This window comes from Nocardia sp. NPDC003482 (genome assembly GCF_053588115.1).
The window spans coordinates 257146-272752 of record NZ_JBSFPI010000011.1; the positions used below are offsets into that span (position 1 = coordinate 257146).

The 15607-nt window shown below is 70.8% G+C and carries 17 protein-coding genes; 5 read left to right on the top strand and 12 right to left on the bottom strand.

Annotation, left to right across the window (positions count from 1 at the left end; all coding sequences use genetic code 11):
* Positions 1 to 16: 16 nt before the first annotated feature.
* Positions 17 to 2215, bottom strand: coding sequence for an RNase J family beta-CASP ribonuclease (locus ACWDSJ_RS19770; protein WP_450033482.1), 2199 nt, complete (start codon positions 2213 to 2215; stop codon positions 17 to 19).
* Positions 2212 to 3120 carry a 4-hydroxy-tetrahydrodipicolinate synthase gene (dapA, locus tag ACWDSJ_RS19775; protein WP_450033483.1) on the bottom strand — a complete coding sequence of 303 codons (909 nt, stop codon included), beginning with the start codon at positions 3118 to 3120 and terminating at the stop codon, positions 2212 to 2214. Before dapA ends, ACWDSJ_RS19770 begins: the two co-directional genes overlap by 4 nt.
* 133 nt (positions 3121 to 3253) lie before the next feature.
* On the opposite strand from dapA, the gene ACWDSJ_RS19780 reads away from it, so the two are divergent.
* Positions 3254 to 3697 (top strand): hypothetical protein, encoded by a 444-nt coding sequence (locus ACWDSJ_RS19780; RefSeq protein ID WP_387356321.1) that lies wholly within the window; start codon positions 3254 to 3256, stop codon positions 3695 to 3697.
* A gap of 6 nt (positions 3698 to 3703) precedes the next feature.
* Here the strand turns inward: ACWDSJ_RS19780 and ACWDSJ_RS19785 are convergent, their stop codons facing one another.
* The 4 genes from ACWDSJ_RS19785 to ACWDSJ_RS19800 form a co-directional block, all read right to left on the bottom strand.
* Positions 3704 to 4735: a hypothetical protein gene (locus tag ACWDSJ_RS19785; RefSeq protein WP_450033484.1), complete on the bottom strand. Its 1032-nt coding sequence runs from the start codon at positions 4733 to 4735 to the stop codon at positions 3704 to 3706.
* Positions 4722 to 6005, bottom strand: a complete 1284-nt coding sequence (locus ACWDSJ_RS19790) for a sensor histidine kinase (RefSeq protein ID WP_387356317.1) — start codon at positions 6003 to 6005, stop codon at positions 4722 to 4724. Before ACWDSJ_RS19790 ends, ACWDSJ_RS19785 begins: the two co-directional genes overlap by 14 nt.
* A gap of 19 nt (positions 6006 to 6024) precedes the next feature.
* Positions 6025 to 6699, bottom strand: a complete 675-nt coding sequence (locus ACWDSJ_RS19795) for a response regulator (protein ID WP_450033485.1) — start codon at positions 6697 to 6699, stop codon at positions 6025 to 6027.
* A 139-nt stretch (positions 6700 to 6838) separates the two neighbouring features.
* Positions 6839 to 7291 (bottom strand): flavodoxin family protein, encoded by a 453-nt coding sequence (locus ACWDSJ_RS19800; RefSeq protein ID WP_450033486.1) that lies wholly within the window; start codon positions 7289 to 7291, stop codon positions 6839 to 6841.
* A gap of 54 nt (positions 7292 to 7345) precedes the next feature.
* Here ACWDSJ_RS19800 and ACWDSJ_RS19805 point away from each other — a divergent pair, with 54 nt between their 5' ends.
* On the top strand, positions 7346 to 8473 hold the full coding sequence (locus tag ACWDSJ_RS19805) for a helix-turn-helix domain-containing protein (RefSeq protein ID WP_450033487.1): 1128 nt from the start codon (positions 7346 to 7348) through the stop codon (positions 8471 to 8473).
* Here the strand turns inward: ACWDSJ_RS19805 and ACWDSJ_RS19810 are convergent.
* The 6 genes from ACWDSJ_RS19810 to ACWDSJ_RS19835 form a co-directional block, all read right to left on the bottom strand.
* Positions 8458 to 9231, bottom strand: coding sequence for a MerR family transcriptional regulator (locus ACWDSJ_RS19810; RefSeq protein WP_450033488.1), 774 nt, complete (start codon positions 9229 to 9231; stop codon positions 8458 to 8460). The two genes, ACWDSJ_RS19805 and ACWDSJ_RS19810, sit on opposite strands and share 16 nt — an antisense overlap.
* A 17-nt stretch (positions 9232 to 9248) precedes the next feature.
* The gene (locus ACWDSJ_RS19815; protein ID WP_450033489.1) at positions 9249 to 9518 is read right to left on the bottom strand and encodes a DUF6510 family protein; all 270 of its coding nucleotides are present in this window, start codon (positions 9516 to 9518) and stop codon (positions 9249 to 9251) included.
* A complete protein-coding gene (locus tag ACWDSJ_RS19820; RefSeq protein WP_450033490.1) occupies positions 9515 to 10219 on the bottom strand; it encodes a ferredoxin reductase in 705 nt (234 codons plus the stop codon). The genes ACWDSJ_RS19815 and ACWDSJ_RS19820 overlap by 4 nt, the downstream gene beginning before the upstream one ends.
* Entirely contained in the window at positions 10216 to 10815 is a 600-nt protein-coding gene (locus ACWDSJ_RS19825; RefSeq protein WP_387356287.1) for a sulfite oxidase-like oxidoreductase, read from the bottom strand. The genes ACWDSJ_RS19820 and ACWDSJ_RS19825 overlap by 4 nt, the downstream gene beginning before the upstream one ends.
* 15 nt (positions 10816 to 10830) lie before the next feature.
* Positions 10831 to 11793 (bottom strand): alpha/beta hydrolase, encoded by a 963-nt coding sequence (locus ACWDSJ_RS19830; protein WP_450033491.1) that lies wholly within the window; start codon positions 11791 to 11793, stop codon positions 10831 to 10833.
* A gap of 124 nt (positions 11794 to 11917) precedes the next feature.
* A complete protein-coding gene (locus ACWDSJ_RS19835) occupies positions 11918 to 12514 on the bottom strand; it encodes a TetR/AcrR family transcriptional regulator (protein WP_450033492.1) in 597 nt (198 codons plus the stop codon).
* A 74-nt stretch (positions 12515 to 12588) separates the two neighbouring features.
* Here ACWDSJ_RS19835 and ACWDSJ_RS19840 point away from each other — a divergent pair, with 74 nt between their 5' ends.
* The 3 genes from ACWDSJ_RS19840 to ACWDSJ_RS19850 all read left to right on the top strand — a co-directional run bounded on the left by ACWDSJ_RS19840 (position 12589) and on the right by ACWDSJ_RS19850 (position 15293).
* Entirely contained in the window at positions 12589 to 13590 is a 1002-nt protein-coding gene (locus ACWDSJ_RS19840) for a GlxA family transcriptional regulator (protein WP_450033493.1), read from the top strand.
* A gap of 267 nt (positions 13591 to 13857) precedes the next feature.
* Positions 13858 to 14568, top strand: a complete 711-nt coding sequence (locus ACWDSJ_RS19845; RefSeq protein ID WP_450033494.1) for an alpha/beta fold hydrolase — start codon at positions 13858 to 13860, stop codon at positions 14566 to 14568.
* 23 nt (positions 14569 to 14591) lie between these two features.
* A complete protein-coding gene (locus ACWDSJ_RS19850; RefSeq protein ID WP_450033495.1) occupies positions 14592 to 15293 on the top strand; it encodes an alpha/beta fold hydrolase in 702 nt (233 codons plus the stop codon).
* Positions 15294 to 15607: the final 314 nt, after the last annotated feature.

Genomic DNA, 15607 nt, shown 5'->3' on the forward strand with positions numbered 1-15607 from the left:
CGCGGCCACGGCCCGCTCACACCCCGATGACCGTGGGCACGATCATGGGGCGCCGCCGGTAGGTGTCCGCGACCCAGCGGCCCACGACCCGGCGCACGCTCTGTGCGATGCGGTGGGTTTCGGTGACGTTCTCGGTGGCGAGGCGCATGAGTTCGGCCTCGACCAGTTCCTGCGCCTCGACCAGCGCGCCCGGATCGTCGGAGAAGCCGCGTCCGGAGACCTCGGGCGCGCTGACCGCCTTGCCGGTGGCCGCGTCGACGGCGACGGTGATCGCGATGAAACCGCCCTCGCCCAGGACGAGACGATCCGACAGCGTGGACTCGCCGACATCGCCGACCGACAGGCCGTCGACGTAGACCTGCCCGACCGGGAAGCGGCCCACGATCGAGGCGATGCCGTCGACCAGATCGACCACCACGCCGTCCTCGGCCAGCACCACCCGATCCTCCGGCACGCCCGTCGCGATCGCGAGCGCGGCGTTGGCCCGCAGGTGCCGCCATTCGCCGTGCACCGGCATGGCATTGGTGGGCCGCACCGCGTTGTAGAGGTAGAGCAGCTCGCCCGCCGAGGCGTGGCCGGAGACGTGCACCTTCGCGCTCTGCTGGGTGACGACGGTCGCGCCGAGCCGGGCCAGACCGTTCACGACCGCGAAGACCGCGTTCTCGTTGCCCGGGATGAGCGAGGACGCCAGCACCACGAGATCGTCCGGCCGGATGTTGATCTGCCGATGGTCGCCGCGAGCCATGCGCGACAGCGCCGACAGCGGCTCACCCTGCGATCCGGTGGAGATCAGGACCAGCTTGTGCACGGGCAGATTCGCGGCCTGATCGAGATCGACCAGCAGCCCGTCCGGGATGTTGAGATAGCCCAGGTCCTGCGCGATCTGCATATTGCGGACCATCGACCGCCCGACGAAGCAGATCCGCCGGTTGTAGCGTTCGGCCACGTCCACGACCTGCTGGATGCGGTGCACGTGGCTGGCGAACGAGGCGACGATCACGCGGCCGGTGGCCTTGCCGATGACGTTGTCGAGCACCGGCCCGATCTCGCGTTCGGGCGTGACGAAGCCGGGGACCTCGGCATTGGTCGAGTCGACCAGGAACAGGTCCACGCCCTCGTCGCCGAGCCGGGAGAATCCCGCCAGGTCGGTGAGGCGGCCGTCGAGCGGCAGCTGATCGAGCTTGATGTCACCGGTGTGCAGCGCGAGCCCCGCCGGGGTCCGCACGGCCACCGCGATGGCGTCGGGGATCGAGTGGTTGACCGCGAAGTACTCGCAGTCGAACGGCCCGTGCGTGGTCCGCTCGCCCTCGGTGACCTCGATCAGCTTGGGCTGCAAGCGATGTTCGCGGCACTTGGCCGCCACCAGCGCGAGGGTGAACCGCGAGCCGACGACCGGAATGTCCGGGCGCAGCCGCAGCAGGAACGGCACGGCCCCGATGTGATCCTCGTGACCGTGCGTCAGCACGACGGCCGCGACCTCGTCGATCCGGTCCTCGATCGGCCGGAAGTCGGGCAGGATCAGATCGACGCCCGGCTGCTGATCCTCCGGGAACAACACCCCGCAGTCGATGATCAGCAACTTGCCGTCGTACTCGAAAACGGTCATGTTCCGGCCGATTTCGCCGATCCCGCCGAGCGCGAACACCCGCAACCCATTGCGCGGCGCGGCGGGCGGCAACGGCAACGCGTGCGGATCCGCCACCACCGGCTGCGGCTCCGCCTGCGGCTCGGACCGATTCCGTCCACCCTGCCGCCCCCGATTCCGCCGCCCCCGCGAATCCCCTTGTCCCCCACCACGTTCCGGCTCCCGACGGGGGCCGGACTGCCCGCGCCCGGTCTCCCGACCACCCCGCCCCGATTCCCGTTCGGCGCGACCGGTCTCCTGCCCGCCGCGCTGGGACTCACCCTCCGCACGGCCACCCTCACGCGCGGATTCGCGTTCGCCACGGCCACTTTCGCGGCCGGAGCGCACGGATTCACCCTCGACAGGCCCGCTCGCCGCGGAGCCGCGCTCCGCCGGGGCCTGGGCCTGCTCCGCGTCGCGCAGGGTCGCCTCCGCCTCGCGGGCGATGCGCTGGGCCTGACGTTCGTCGGCGCGCGCCTGCTCGGTCACCTCGACGGGCGGGGCGGGCTCGGGCGCTCCGGCCGCGCGGCTGGCGGCTCTGCGGCGCACGCGGCGGTTGGTCGTGGGGTCGTTGGCGTTCGGGTCGGTCATGCGCACACTCCCGCAGCGTCGAGGTCGGCCGCGATGGCGAGCAACTGGTCGGCGTCGGGCAGCAGTTGGGGCAGGCGCGGGGCGCCCACCTCCACGCCGAGCAGGCGCAGCGCGCCCTTGGTGAGGGCCACGCCGCCCACGCGCGCCATCGCCCGCATCAACGGAAGCATGGAGGCGTTGATGTCGCGGGCGCGCACGACCTCGCCCGCGAGGTACGCGTCCCGCAGCTGCACCAGCCGCTCGGGCACGAGATGGCCGATCACGCTGATGAATCCGACCGCGCCCACCGAGAGCCAGGGCAGGTTCAGCACGTCGTCGCCGGAGTAGTACTCGAGCCCGGTCTCGGCGATGATCTCCGCGCCCGCGCCCAGATCACCCTTGGCGTCCTTGACCGCGACGATGTGCGGATGCTCGGCGAGCCGCCGCAGCGTCTCCGGCGCGATCGGCACCACCGAGCGCGGCGGAATGTCGTAGAGGGTGACGGGCAGATCGGTGGCGTCGGCGACCGCGGTGAAGTGCGCGACGAGACCCTCCTGCGACGGCCGCGAGTAATACGGAGTCACCACGAGCAACCCGTGCGCCCCGGCCCGCTGCGCGTTGCGCGCCAATTCGATGCTGTGCGCGGTGTCGTAGGTCCCGGCCCCGGCGAGGATGTGCGCGCGGGCGCCCACGGCGTCCACGACCGCGTGCAGGAGATCGAACTTCTCGGACTCGGTGGTGGTCGGCGATTCGCCGGTGGTCCCGGAGACCACGAGCAGGTCGACTCCCCGGTCGACCAGGCGGTGCGCGAGCGCGACGCCGGCATCGACATCGAGCTTGCCCTCGGCGGTAAAGGGGGTCACCATCGCGACACCAACCGTGCCGGACGCGCGCAGCTCTGTTCGCGTCGATTCACCGTACGTCATGGTCAGCAAGGCTACCCGGTCGTCGCGGACGCGTTGAATTGTTGTCCGCGTTCGCGGGCGAGTCCGCCGCAGAGTCGATCATGACATCATATTGCCGCTTGCGTGACGCCACCGATGACGTCACGCTGGTGTCATGGATTTGAACGCCTACACCGCCCGACTGCGCGAGGACCTGGTCGCCGCGGCCGCTCTGGGTGACGAGAAGACTCAGGCCACGGCCGCCGCCCTGGCCGCGGCCACCGAGAACGCCGCCCGGCTCACGCTGCTGGCCGCCCTGTCCGAGCTGGCCGCCGAGATCAGCACCGCCCTCGGCGACCGCACCGTGCACGTCTCGGTGGACGGCACCGACGCCCGAATCGACGTGCGCCCCAACACCACCGACGAACCCCACAACCCGACCTTCGAGGAGATGACCGGCGACATCAGCCGCGTCACCCTCCGCCTCGTCGAGAACATCAAGTCCCGCGCCGAGGAGGCCGCCGCCCAGAGCAACCAGTCGCTCAACGCGTGGATGTCGACCGTGGTCCAGGGGGCACTGCGCGACCAGATGCGGCGGGCGGGGCGCTCGGAAGGCTGAGCGTTCTCAATCCAGCACGGTGACCGTGCCCTGCGTGTCGATCTCGGTGCGGCGGTCGTGTTCCGGAGAATGCGCGAGCACGGTCGCCAGCACCCGGCGGCCCACCGGCAGCACCCGCACGGTCACCGAACCGGTGTTGGCGGCGTCCAATTCCCTTGTGGCGGCGTCGATTACGCGACGCCGCACCCAGGGCGGCGCGCCCGCGAAGCCGCCGTCGTCGAGCAACACCACCTCGACCCCGCGCGCCCGCGCCCCGCGCGCCGCGCCGCTGAGTTCGTCGGTGACCAGTTGCGGCGCGCGCAGCCCGTCGCGCAGTTCGGCCTCGAGCAGTCGGCATTCCTCGCGCTCGGCGACGGTGAGGTCGGCGCCCTCGGCGATGCGTTCGAGGATGGGCCGCGCGACCCGGTCCAGCCGGCCGAGCTGTCGGACGCGTTCGCCCTCGGCGGCGGCCATGGTCGCCTCGGCGGCCGCGCGGATGGTCGCCTCCTCGCGCAGCCGCCGCAGCGACTGCTGGGTCGGCCGCATGATGACCGCGAAGGCCGAGATCGCCACGACCGTGCCCACCGGCACGATGGGCGCGACGATGGTGCCCGCCGACTGCCCGATCCGCGCGCCCCACACCACGATCACCGCCGCCACCCCGGCGACCCCGAGCCACGCCCAGCCCATCCGCCCGCGCAGCACCAGTACGGCGAGCACGTACGAGGACGCGAAGGTGGTCCACAGCATGTGGTGGGTTCCGGTGTTGGACATGGTCAATGCCGAGGCCACGGGCGCGCACGCGGCGACGAACGCGGTCACCGGCAACGGCAGCGGATCCACCGGGACGGCGAGCACGAGCGCGCCCGCGGTGGCCAGCACCGCGGTCGCGGTCAGCGCCGCCACGGCCGGTGCGGTGGCCAGATTGCCGAGCATGTAGAGCACGATGGTCAGTTCCAGGATCACCAGGAACAGCCACGCCATCCCGCCGCGCAGGCCGAGCAGATCGCGAAACCCGAAGCGCGCGTCCGCATCCGGGGACAGATCAGGGTGAGCCATCGCCACCCCACACCAATGTCACCGAAGTGCCTTCTCCCGGTTGGGATTCCACGAATCCCGCCCCGCCCGCGAGCCTGCGCATGCGACCCAGGATGCTCACCGAGATGCCGAGCCGATCGGCCGGAACGTGGCTCACCTCGAATCCCGCGCCGTCGTCGGCGAACACGATGCGGATGCTGCCCGCGCTGATCGTGCAGGTCACCGTGCGCCGCACCTCCCGGCCCGGCACCGCGGCGTGGCGGAGGCTGTTGCGGACCGCCTCCCCCAGGGCCGCCGCGAGAGTCGCGGCCACCTGCACCGGCATCCGCAGATCATCGAAGCCGGGCCAGGTGCGGGTGGCGAAGCGGATGCTCGGATTGATCTCGTGCACAGCCGATCTCAGGAACAGGACCGCGGCGCGGGCGTCGAGCACATCGGGTTCGTGGGCCTGGACGCGGATCTCGTCGAGCTGTTCGAGGGTGCGCTCGGCCTGCCGCCGCAGCACCTCCGAACTCTCCCCGCCGCGGGAGGCGTCCAACAGGGTGGACAGCACCGCGTCGTGGATGAGGGCCGCGAACCGGGCGCGTTCGTGATCGCGCGCGGCGGCCGCGGCGGCGGACGCGGCGCGGCGGCTCGCGATTGCCGACTCCCGGTCGACGTGCGCGGCGGCGCTCAGCGCGCGCGTCGCGCACCACACGAACAGCGCCGACAACCCGAATATGCGGGCGAACGCGGCCAGCGCCGAGGCCGTCGTGAAGGGTTCCAGCAGATACACATTCGTCGACGCCGCCGCCGCGGAACTCACCACGAGGTAGACCACGGCCGCGCGGGCCGGCCAGGCCAGCGTCGCCGCCACCACCCCCAGCGGCACCATCCGGTACAGCCACAGCGACTCCGCGTCGATGGTGTGCGCGTGCAGGGCGAACGGCGTGGTGGCGAACGCGGCCAGCGAACTCACCGCGGCGGCCCCGGCGGCCGCCCGGATCCAGCGGATGGGCGCGACGACCGACACCACGGCCAGCACCGGGAACAGCGCGAAGGTCGCCGCGACCGCGACCGGCGTCCACCAGTGCGCGGCCTGATCGGACTGCTGGGTGATCTCGGGCAGATCGACCAGCCCCATGATCACGCCGCCGATGCCGACCGACAGCCCGAGTCGCCGGATGATCCGGCCGAACGCCACCGCGGTCAGATCCCGTTCCGCGGCCGACCGGTCGCGCCACCACGCCGCGACGCGCGGTAGTGGGCCCGACCGGGACAACGATGTCTCCACGGCGCCGACGATCACCACGACGCCTCACCCACCAATGTCATACGCGAGGCGCGCGCTCGGGCACGGGCAGCCAGCCGTCCTCGACGGCTCGCTTGTACAGATCGGTCTTGGTCGGGGCCGGGCGACCGGCGTCGGCGTACTTCTGCCGGATGCGGCCCAGGTAGTCGTTGACGGTCTGCTCGGACAGTCCGGTCAGCCGGGCCACCCGCGACGCCTTCTCCCCCGAGGCGTACAGCGTGAGCACCTCCTGTTGGCGCGGGCTCAGGCCCACGTCGGACAGCTGCGGATCGCTGTCGATGGCGGCCGCCCAGTCGGTGGTCACCACCTGCTCCCCCGACGCGGCCGCGCGCACCGCCGACACCACGGTCGCCACGTCCTCGGACTTGCGCACCACCCCGAGCACCCCCGCCCGCGCGGCCGACCGCACCAGGAACGGATTGTCCGCCCCCGTGAACACCAGCACCTCCAGCCCGCGCTCCCGCAGGGCCCGCACATTGTCCTCCGGATCGGACCCGTCCCCGAGCCGCAGATCGAGCACCACGAGATCCAATTCCGGTGCGCCGGAGAGCAATTCGCTCACGGTCCCCGCGGTGGTGACCAATTCCAGATCCGCCTCCGGCGCGAGCATGGACGCCAGGCCGAGCGCGACCGATTCGTGGTCCTCGACCAGCCCGATCCGGGCCGGCCCCGACCTCCGCTGTGCCGTCTCCACCACAGTCACCTTCTTCCACGTCCCTCGCGCCCGATTCCCGCCACCCGCAGGCAGATCCCGCAGCCTACCCGTTTGTCGAGTATGCCGGGACCGGGCGAGGGAGCGTGAGCCACCAGAATTCGGGGGTACGGTGTTCGGGCTAGCTCATCAGCGTGGCGGCGAGCGTCCCACCGAGTTCCCGGCACTGCTCCCGCACCTGCCTGTCCGGCTCCCCACCCACGATCACCGGCGCCGCCACCTGCTCCCACCCCAACCCCGTCGTGATCTTCTCGATCCCCCGCTCGGCCCCCTCGGTCCCCTGATTCCCATGGATGTAATACCCGAACGGCCGCCCCCGAGTGGAATCCAGACACGGGTAGTAGAAGGTGTCGAACGCATGCTTCAACGCCCCCGACATGTACCCCAGATTCGCCGGAGTCCCCAACAGATACCCATCCGCCTCGAGCACATCATTCGCGCTCACCCCCAACGCCGCCCGCCGCACCACCTCGACCCCCTCGATCTCCGGATCGTTCGCCCCCGCCAACACGGCCTCGAACATGTCCTGCATGAACGGCGAGGGGGTGTGGTGGATGATCAGCAGGCGGGTCATGGGGTCGAGGGTAAACGAGCCGCATCGTCCTCCCGGCTCGATACGCTGGGAGTCGTGGAACCCATTACGGGCGAGCAACTTCGGGCGGCGCGGGAAGCGGCCGGGCTGAGCCTGTCGGCCATGGCGCAGCGGACGCACTACAGCAAGGCGCTGCTCGGTCTTCTGGAGACGGGACACCGCACCATCGGCCCGGCGCACGTGCGCGCGTACGCCGAGGTCGTCGGCCTGTCGCTGTTCACGGAGTGCGAGGACGGCGAGCGAGCGGCGGCGGAATGGGTGCGCAGGGCGTCCACGAGTGATGTCGGCGAGGAGACGCTCGGCGGACTCGAACGGGCGGTCGATGATCTCGCCTCGGCCTACCCGACCACACCTCCGGATGAACTGCTCGTCCGGATTCGCGCCCACCTGGGCTGCGCCGCGCGTCTGATGAACGGCAAGAAGACGCTGACCCAGCATCGTCGGCTGCTGATCGCGGTCGGCTGGTTGTCGTTGCTGGCGAGCACCTGCCATATCGATCTCGGAGAATTGCCCGCGGCGGCCGCACGTGGACATCTGGCGCGAAACCTGGCCGCGGAAGCGGACCATCCCGAACTCCTGGCCTGGTGCTTCGAGACTCGGGCTTGGCAGCGTCTCACGGGCGGCGATCTCATTGCGGCCGTGGATCTTTCGCGGACCGCACAGGAGATCGCTCCCCGGCGAGGATCGGCCTTCATCCAAGCGACCGCACAGGAGGGCAGAGCCCTCGCACGACTCGGCGACACCCAGGCGACATACGCCGCGCTACGCAAAGTCGCCCGCCTCGTATCCGGATTGTCGTCTCCGGAACGCCCGGAACATCACTTCCGCTACGACCCCGCCAAGTCCGACACCTACGTCGCCACCACCCTCTCCTGGCTGGGCGACCCGGCCGCCGAGTCCTACGCCCGGCAGGTACTCACCGAGCTGACTCGATCCCCTACGGCCCGCCCCCGACGAATCGCGACGGCCAACCTCGATCTCGGCCTGGCGCTGGTGGCCTCGGGTAAACCCGATGAAGCGGCCCACGCCGCGCTCACGGCGGTCACATCCGGCAGGCTCGTCCCCTCGAACTATTGGCGCGTCTCCGAGGTCGTGGCGGGCATCGAGGGCCGAGCCGCGACGACCGTTCGGGACGCGTTTCGGGACATCTACCGCACTACGTGACGCCGCCGGTTGGCGAGGATGGCGTCGTGGATGTAGCGGGACAGCCCCGGTGCCATGTCGTCGTAGTTGAGGCCGATGCGGCGGTTGTCGCGGTAGTCGGCGGCGAGGTGGGCGTGGGTGTCGTGGTCGCAGTCGTGGAACCAGCGGTGGAGGTGGAGGCGGTGGCGTTCGGCGAGGTCCATGGCGACGGGGGCGTCGGCGGGGATGTTGGCGCGCAGGGCGTCGGCGAGGGCCTGGTGGATCTCGCGTTGTTCGGCGCGCAGGGTCAGCCACTCCGCCTTGGTGGAGTCGGCGCTGCGTTGGCGGCGCTGCGCGAAATGCGTTGTGCCGCCCCACCTTCGCTCGGCCTCTGCGGCGCGGTCGACGAGGCGGTCGTCTCCGATCACCTCGAGCCGCTCGGCCGGGGTGAGGGCGATGCCCGCGGCCCGCGCGGCCAACTCCTTGTCGATCACCGCGATCATGTCGGTGTAGCGAGCCACCCGCTCGCTCAGCAGTTCGCGCTGGCGGCGCAGGTGGTCCTCCTCGGACACCGCCGGATCGTTCAGGACCGACGCGATGGCGTCGAGGCCGAGGCCGAGCTCGCGGTAGAACAGAATGCGTTGCAGCCGTTGCAGATCCGCGTCGCCGTAGAGCCGGTAGCCGGACGCGCTGCGGTCGGTCGGTTCCAGCAGGCCGATCTCGTCGTAGTGATGCAGGGTGCGGATGGAGACGCCGGTCAGCTCCGCGACCGTTCCGACGGTGTGCTCGATATCGTCCATGCGGCCACTGTGGTGCCTCACGTCGCGTGAGGGTCAAGCGGAAAACGCAGGGAGACACCGTCGCCCAATCGCAGCCAGCGCCCGTGCGGCGTCACGGTCAGCGTGAGGATCTCGGCGTGGCAGCCGGGGCACCGCGCGACCGTGCCCGGCGCCCGCGTGTACACCAGCATCGCCGCCACCGGCCGGACATTGCCGCACCCACCGCAGCGGCACGGGCACGCGGTGACGTCCGCCGCGAACAGTTCGGACAGGATCCCGGCGAGCGCGTTACCGTCGAGGTGACTCATCCGAACCGCTCCGTTCTGACCGCACCCGGCGCATGACCGAGCGAAACCAATTGCGCCGCAGTCGCTTCCACGAAGGCGGTCGGGCCGCACACGTAGCAGGTGACCTCGGGCCCCGGCGGCAGGGTGTGCTCGCGCAATTCGTCCAGCGTGAGACGGCTGGGCAGACGAGGATCACCCGGGGGCGCCGCGCGCGTGTAGGCGAGAAAGATCTCCTCGTCGGCCAGTTCATCGCGATAGAACAACGAGCCCGGATCACGCAACACGTACACCACCCGAAACGGACTGTCCGCCATAGCCTTTCGCCGAGCCCGCAGCATGGCCGCGATGGGCACGATCCCAGACCCGCCCGCCACCAGCACCGCCGGAGCGGGCCGCGCGGGATCCCACACGAACCACCCGCCCACCGGCCCCCGAATCTCGATCGACGCCCCCACCGGCAACCCGTCGACCAGATACCCCGACACCTCCCCGTCGGGCACCCGCTGCACCGTGATCTCGACGGACTCCCCATCGAAAGGCGCTGCGAGGGAATAACTCCGCTCGGCGTGATACCCGTCCGGCGCGGTGAGCCGCACGTCGATGTGCTGCCCCGGCAGATGCCCCGGCCAGTCCGCCACCCGCAGCCGCAGCGTCCGGGCCGAGGCGGTCTCGAACCGATCCGCGACCAACTCGGCCGGACGCCACCCGCGCGGCGCGCTCAATCGCCCTGGTACCGCTGCTCGCGCCACGGGTCCCCGTATTCGTGATATCCGGCCGTCTCCCAGAACCCGGGCTCGTCCTCGTCCAGCAGTCGCAACCCCCGCACCCATTTCGCCGACTTCCAGAAATACAGGTGCGGCACGAGCAGTCGCGCCGGGCCGCCGTGCTCGGGGTCGAGATCCTCCCCGTCGAACGAGTGCACGATCCACGCCTGCCCGTCGGTCAGGTCCGCCAACGGCAGATTCGTGGTGTAGCCGCCGTAGCTGTGCGCCACCGCGTACTCCGCGGCGGTGTCCACCTCCGCCAGCAAGGTGTCCAGCGCGACCCCGACCCAGTCGGTGTCGAGCTTGGACCACCGTGTGACGCAATGGATGTCGACGTGCGGCCGCTCCTGCGGCAGCGCCCGGAACCGCGCCCAGTCCCAGCTGTGCCGGACCCCGGCCTCGGTGACGATGGTGAACTCCCAGGCGTCGCGGTCCACCCGCGGCGTCGGCCCGGCCGACAGTACGGGGAAATCCTCGGTCAGGTACTGCCCGGGCGGCAGCCGATCGTCACTCGGGCGCGGCCGACCGTGGAAACCGGGCGAGAAGACGCTCATAACCGACACTCTCTATCAGCTGTGCAGGGCTCCGCGCAGCACCGACACGGCCTGCGCCACCGCCGCCTTGGCCGCTTCGGTGTCGTGCAGCGCGTTGACCATGACGAAATCGTGGATGATCCCGCCGTAGCGCACCGCGATCACGGGCACCCCGGCCGACCGCAGCTTGGCCGCGTACGCCTCGCCCTCGTCGCGCAGGACGTCGGCCTCGCCGGTGATCACCAGCGCCGGGGGCAGCCCGGCCAGCTGCTCGACGGTCGCGCGCAGCGGCGAGGCGGTGATCTCGGCGCGCTCGGCCGCGCTGGTCGTGTACTGATCCCAGAACCAGCGCATCCCGTCGCGGGCGAGGAAGTAGCCCTCGGCGAACTCCTCGTAGGAGGGGGTGTCGAAGTTGGCGTCGGTTACCGGATAGAACAGCACCTGCTGCACGAACGACACATCGCCGCGCTCCTTGGCCATCAGCGTCAGCGCGATCGCCATATTGCCGCCCACCGAATCGCCCGCGATCGCGATTCGCGAAGTGTCCAAACCCTTTTCGGCGCCCTCCGCGCTCACCCACTGCGCGACCCGGTAGGACTGCTCGTTGGCGACCGGATACCGCACCTCGGGCGACCGGTCGTACTCGGGGAACACCACCGCCGCGTGCACCCCGACCGCCAGATCGCGCACGAGCCGATCGTGGGTGTGCGCGTCGCCGAACACCCAGCCCGCCCCGTGCGTGTAGATCACCACCGGCAGCGGCCCTTGCGCCCCAACGGGTTTGACGATGCGCACCCGCACCGACCCGGTCGGCCCGCCCTCGACGGTGATCCACTCCTCGTCGATCTCCGGTTTGAAGATCGGGCTGTCCTGCACCCCGTCGACCGTCTTGCGGCCCTCCTCGGGCGAAAGCTGGTACAGGAACGGCGGTTCCGAGGTCGCGTCGACGAACGCCTGGGCGGCCGGTTCGAGGGAGATGCCGCGCGGATTGCCCGCCATGGGTCCTACCTTCCGTCGTAAGGACGTGCGCGCTGCGCGCACGGACCGAGTCTGCGCCCGCGCGCCCGCCTCCGGCCCCGACCAGACGGCCAGGTTTCGCTGAAATCAGGACACGGGGCGGGGGTCACCGGTCGGCCCACGCCGGCGGCAGCGCGGCGCTCGAGATGTCGGCGATCCGCTCCAGCCGCTCCACCGGCACCCCGATCCGGCGCGACTGGATCAGGCCCTGGGCGACGAGCACGATGTGCGCGCTCAGCGCCGACAACTCCGCCTCCTCGATCGCGCCGTCAGCGGCGGCCCGAAGGCGTTGCGCCACATCGTTTTCCATGGATTCGGTGGTGCGCGCGCCGAGGGCGATCACCTCGGGCACCCGCGCGCCCAGATGGGCGATGCTGTTGAGCATGAGGCAGCCGCGCCGATCCGGATGCGAGGCGCAGTCGGCGACGATCGCCCGCAGCAGCGCGCGCACCGCCGCGCGGGCCGAGCCGGGCGCGCCGGAGATCACCTCGCGCACGAAGCGGGCCCGCCCGTCGCAGTAGCGTTCGAACGCCGCCAGGAACAACCCGCGTTTGCTGCCGTACGCGGCGTAGATGCTGCCGTTGCCGACGCCGGTCAGCTTCGACACGTCCTCGACGGAGGTGTTGTCGAAACCCTTGGCCCAGAACAGTTCCGTGGCGGCGTCGAGCAGCTCCGATTCGTCGAACTGTCGCGGCCGTCCCATGTCGTCACCGTACCAAGGTGCGATATCCGGCACACCGCTTGTTCTGGAGCGCTCCCTCCACAATACTGATTGACATGTCCACCAACGGCGGGAAGCCGACCCCGCGCCGAATCGGGATCCTGGTCTTCGACGGCGTGAAGATGCTCGATTTCGTCGGTCCCGCGGAGGTGTTCGTGGAGGCCAATCAGTCGACGTCCGGGTACGAGGTGGTGCTGGTGTCCGCCGACGGCGAGGATGTGCAGACCTCCATCGGCGCGCGGGTGACGGTGGGCTGTTCGGCGGCGGACGCGGGGCGGTTCGACACGGTCGTCATTCCCGGCAGCGAACTGCATCCGTCCCGGTTCGTCACCCCCGACGTGCTGGCGGCGGCGCGGCAATTGTCCTGGAGCACACGGCGTTTGGCGTCGATTTGCAGTGGGGCGTTCGTGCTCGCGGAGCTGGGGCTGTTCGACGGGAGGCGAGCCACGACGCATTGGAAGTTCACGGCGGATCTGGCCCGGCGGTTCCCGGCCGTCGCGGTCGAGGCCGACGCGATCTTCGTGCGCGACGGGAATCTGTACAGTTCGGCGGGCGTGGTGGCCGGGGTGGATCTGGCGCTGGCGCTGGTGGAGGAGGACCACGGTGCCGATGTGGCCCGCCGCGTCGCGCAGTCCCTGGTGGTGTACATGCAACGCGCGGGCGGCCAATCCCAGTTCTCGGCGTCGCTGACCGGTCCCGCGCCCCGCAGTTCGGTGGTCCGCGCGGCCGTCGACGCGATCTGCGCGGACCCGGCCTTCCCGCAAACCGTCCAAACCCTCGCCGCCCACGCCCGGGTCAGCGTCCGCCACCTGACCCGCCTGTTCCGCTCCGAACTCGAACGCTCCCCCGCCGAATACGTGGCCTACATCCGATTCGGCCTCGCCCGCGACATGCTGCACGCCGGCCACACCGTCACCGAGGCCGCCATGGCCGCGGGCTACGGCAGCAGCGAGGCCCTCCGCCGCGCCTTCATCGCCCGCCTCGGCGTCTCTCCTCGCAAATATCAACAACGCTTCCGCTCCACACTCACCGACCTCACCACCGAGGCCGCGTCCTGATCCGGTCGCGGACGACGCGGCCCAGCCCACGCCCTCTAGTCCAGCCACGCCACGACGCCATCCAGACCAGTCGACGGTCCGGATCCGAGCACGTACGACGCCCGCCACATGACCGAGGCCACGACCCTGAGGGCTTGCGGCCCTACGACTCCGCGTGGGCCGAGCGCGCGGCCTGATCGGGGGGATTCACGGCCCGCCGGGCGGGGCGCGGGGCGGGTGGGCGGCGCGAGACTGGCGGGGTCCCAGGCTCTTTCAGGAAAGGCCGTTATGTCCTCCCCCACAGTCGTTCTCGTGCACGGCGCGTTCGCCGATGCCGCCAGTTGGTCCCCGGTCACCGAGCGGCTGCTCGACCGGGGGGTGCGGGTGGCCGCGCCGCCGGTGTTCAATCGCAGTCTGGCGGCCGATGCCGCCTACATTCGCTCGTTCGTCGAACGGATCGATGGACCCGTTCTGCTGGCGGGGCACTCCTACGGCGGTGCCGTGATCACCGTGGCGGGTGTCGCCGAGAACGTGGCCGGGCTGGTGTACGTCTCCGGGTACGCCCTCGAGGAGGGCGAGAGCCTCGGCCAGTTGCAAGGTGGTTTCCCCGATTCGGATCTGGCCGCGCACCTGGTGTATTCGCCGTATCCGACCGACGGCGAACCGGGCACGGACGTCTCCGTCGAGGTCGATGCCTTCCCGGAGGTCTTCGCGGCCGGACTCGACCCGCGCCGTGCGGCGGTGCTCGCGGTCTCCCAGCGTCCGCTGTCCGCGGCGGCCTTCGGTGAGCCCGCCTCGGCCGCGGCCTGGAAGACCAAGCCGGGCTGGGGAATTGTCTCCACCGCGGATCGCACCATCAACCCGGAGGTCGAGCGCTTCGGTTACCGGCGCGCCGGATTGCGTGCGGTGACCGAGATCGACGGACCGCATCTGATCATGCAGACCCACCCCGACGAGGTCGTTGCCGTCATCACCACCGCGCTCGACGAATTGTCCTGAGCCACAATCCGAAAGGACATCAGATGACCACCATCGTGCTGGTGCACGGCGCGTTCGCCGACTCCTCCAGCTGGAACGGCGTCGTGGAACACCTGACCGCCGAGGGACATTCGGTGCTCGCCGCCGCGAATCTCCTGCGCGGCTTGGACTCCGACGCCGCTTACATCGCCTCGGTCCTCGACACCGTCGACGGACCGTGCGTCCTGGCCGGGCACTCCTACGGCGGCAGCGTGATCACCGTTGCCGCACAAGGCAAATCGCAGGTGACGGCCCTGGTCTACATCGCGGCGTTCATCCCCGACGTCGGCGAGAGCGCCCTCGAACTGACCGACAAATTCCCCGGCTCCACCCTAGGCCCCACCACCCGCCCCGCCGACTATCCGCTGCCCGACGGCGGCACGGCCACCGAACTCTACATCCGCCCCGACGAGTTCCCCGCCCAGTTCGCCGCCGACGTCCCCGTCGGCACCGCCCGCCTCATGGCCGCCACCCAGCGCCCGGTCGCCCTGGCCGCCCTCCAACAGCCCGCCACCGCCGCCGCCTGGCGCACCATCCCGGCCTACGCCCTGCTCACCACCGACGACAAGAACATCCCCATCGAGGCGCAACGGTTCATGGCCGAGCGCGCGGGCGCCGACAGCGTGGAAACCACTGCCTCGCACGCGGTTTCGGTCTCGCGCCCGAACGAGGTCGCCGAGCTGATCGGCCGCGCGGCCCGCCGCTAGCGTCGAGGCTCACGGGACGACCGTGCCTCCCCGGCCCCGCCGCGAGATCTGTGGCGGGGCCGACGGGAGATCACCGCAGCCGATGGTCCACACCGACGCTGGCTGCTGAGGGATGGGACGAGCCGAGCCGAAGCCCGGCGGGATGAAGCGGCCGAGCCGGGACGAGCCGAGCCGACCGAGCGCGGCGGGCCGGGAGCAGCCCGGGCCGGACGCGGCGCGACGGAGCAGGTCGGGTCGACCCGGCTCAGCTGGGCGCGAGGCAGCGGGCCGAGCCGGACCGGAGCGGGCCGGAGCGCAGCGAACGGAGCGGGCCG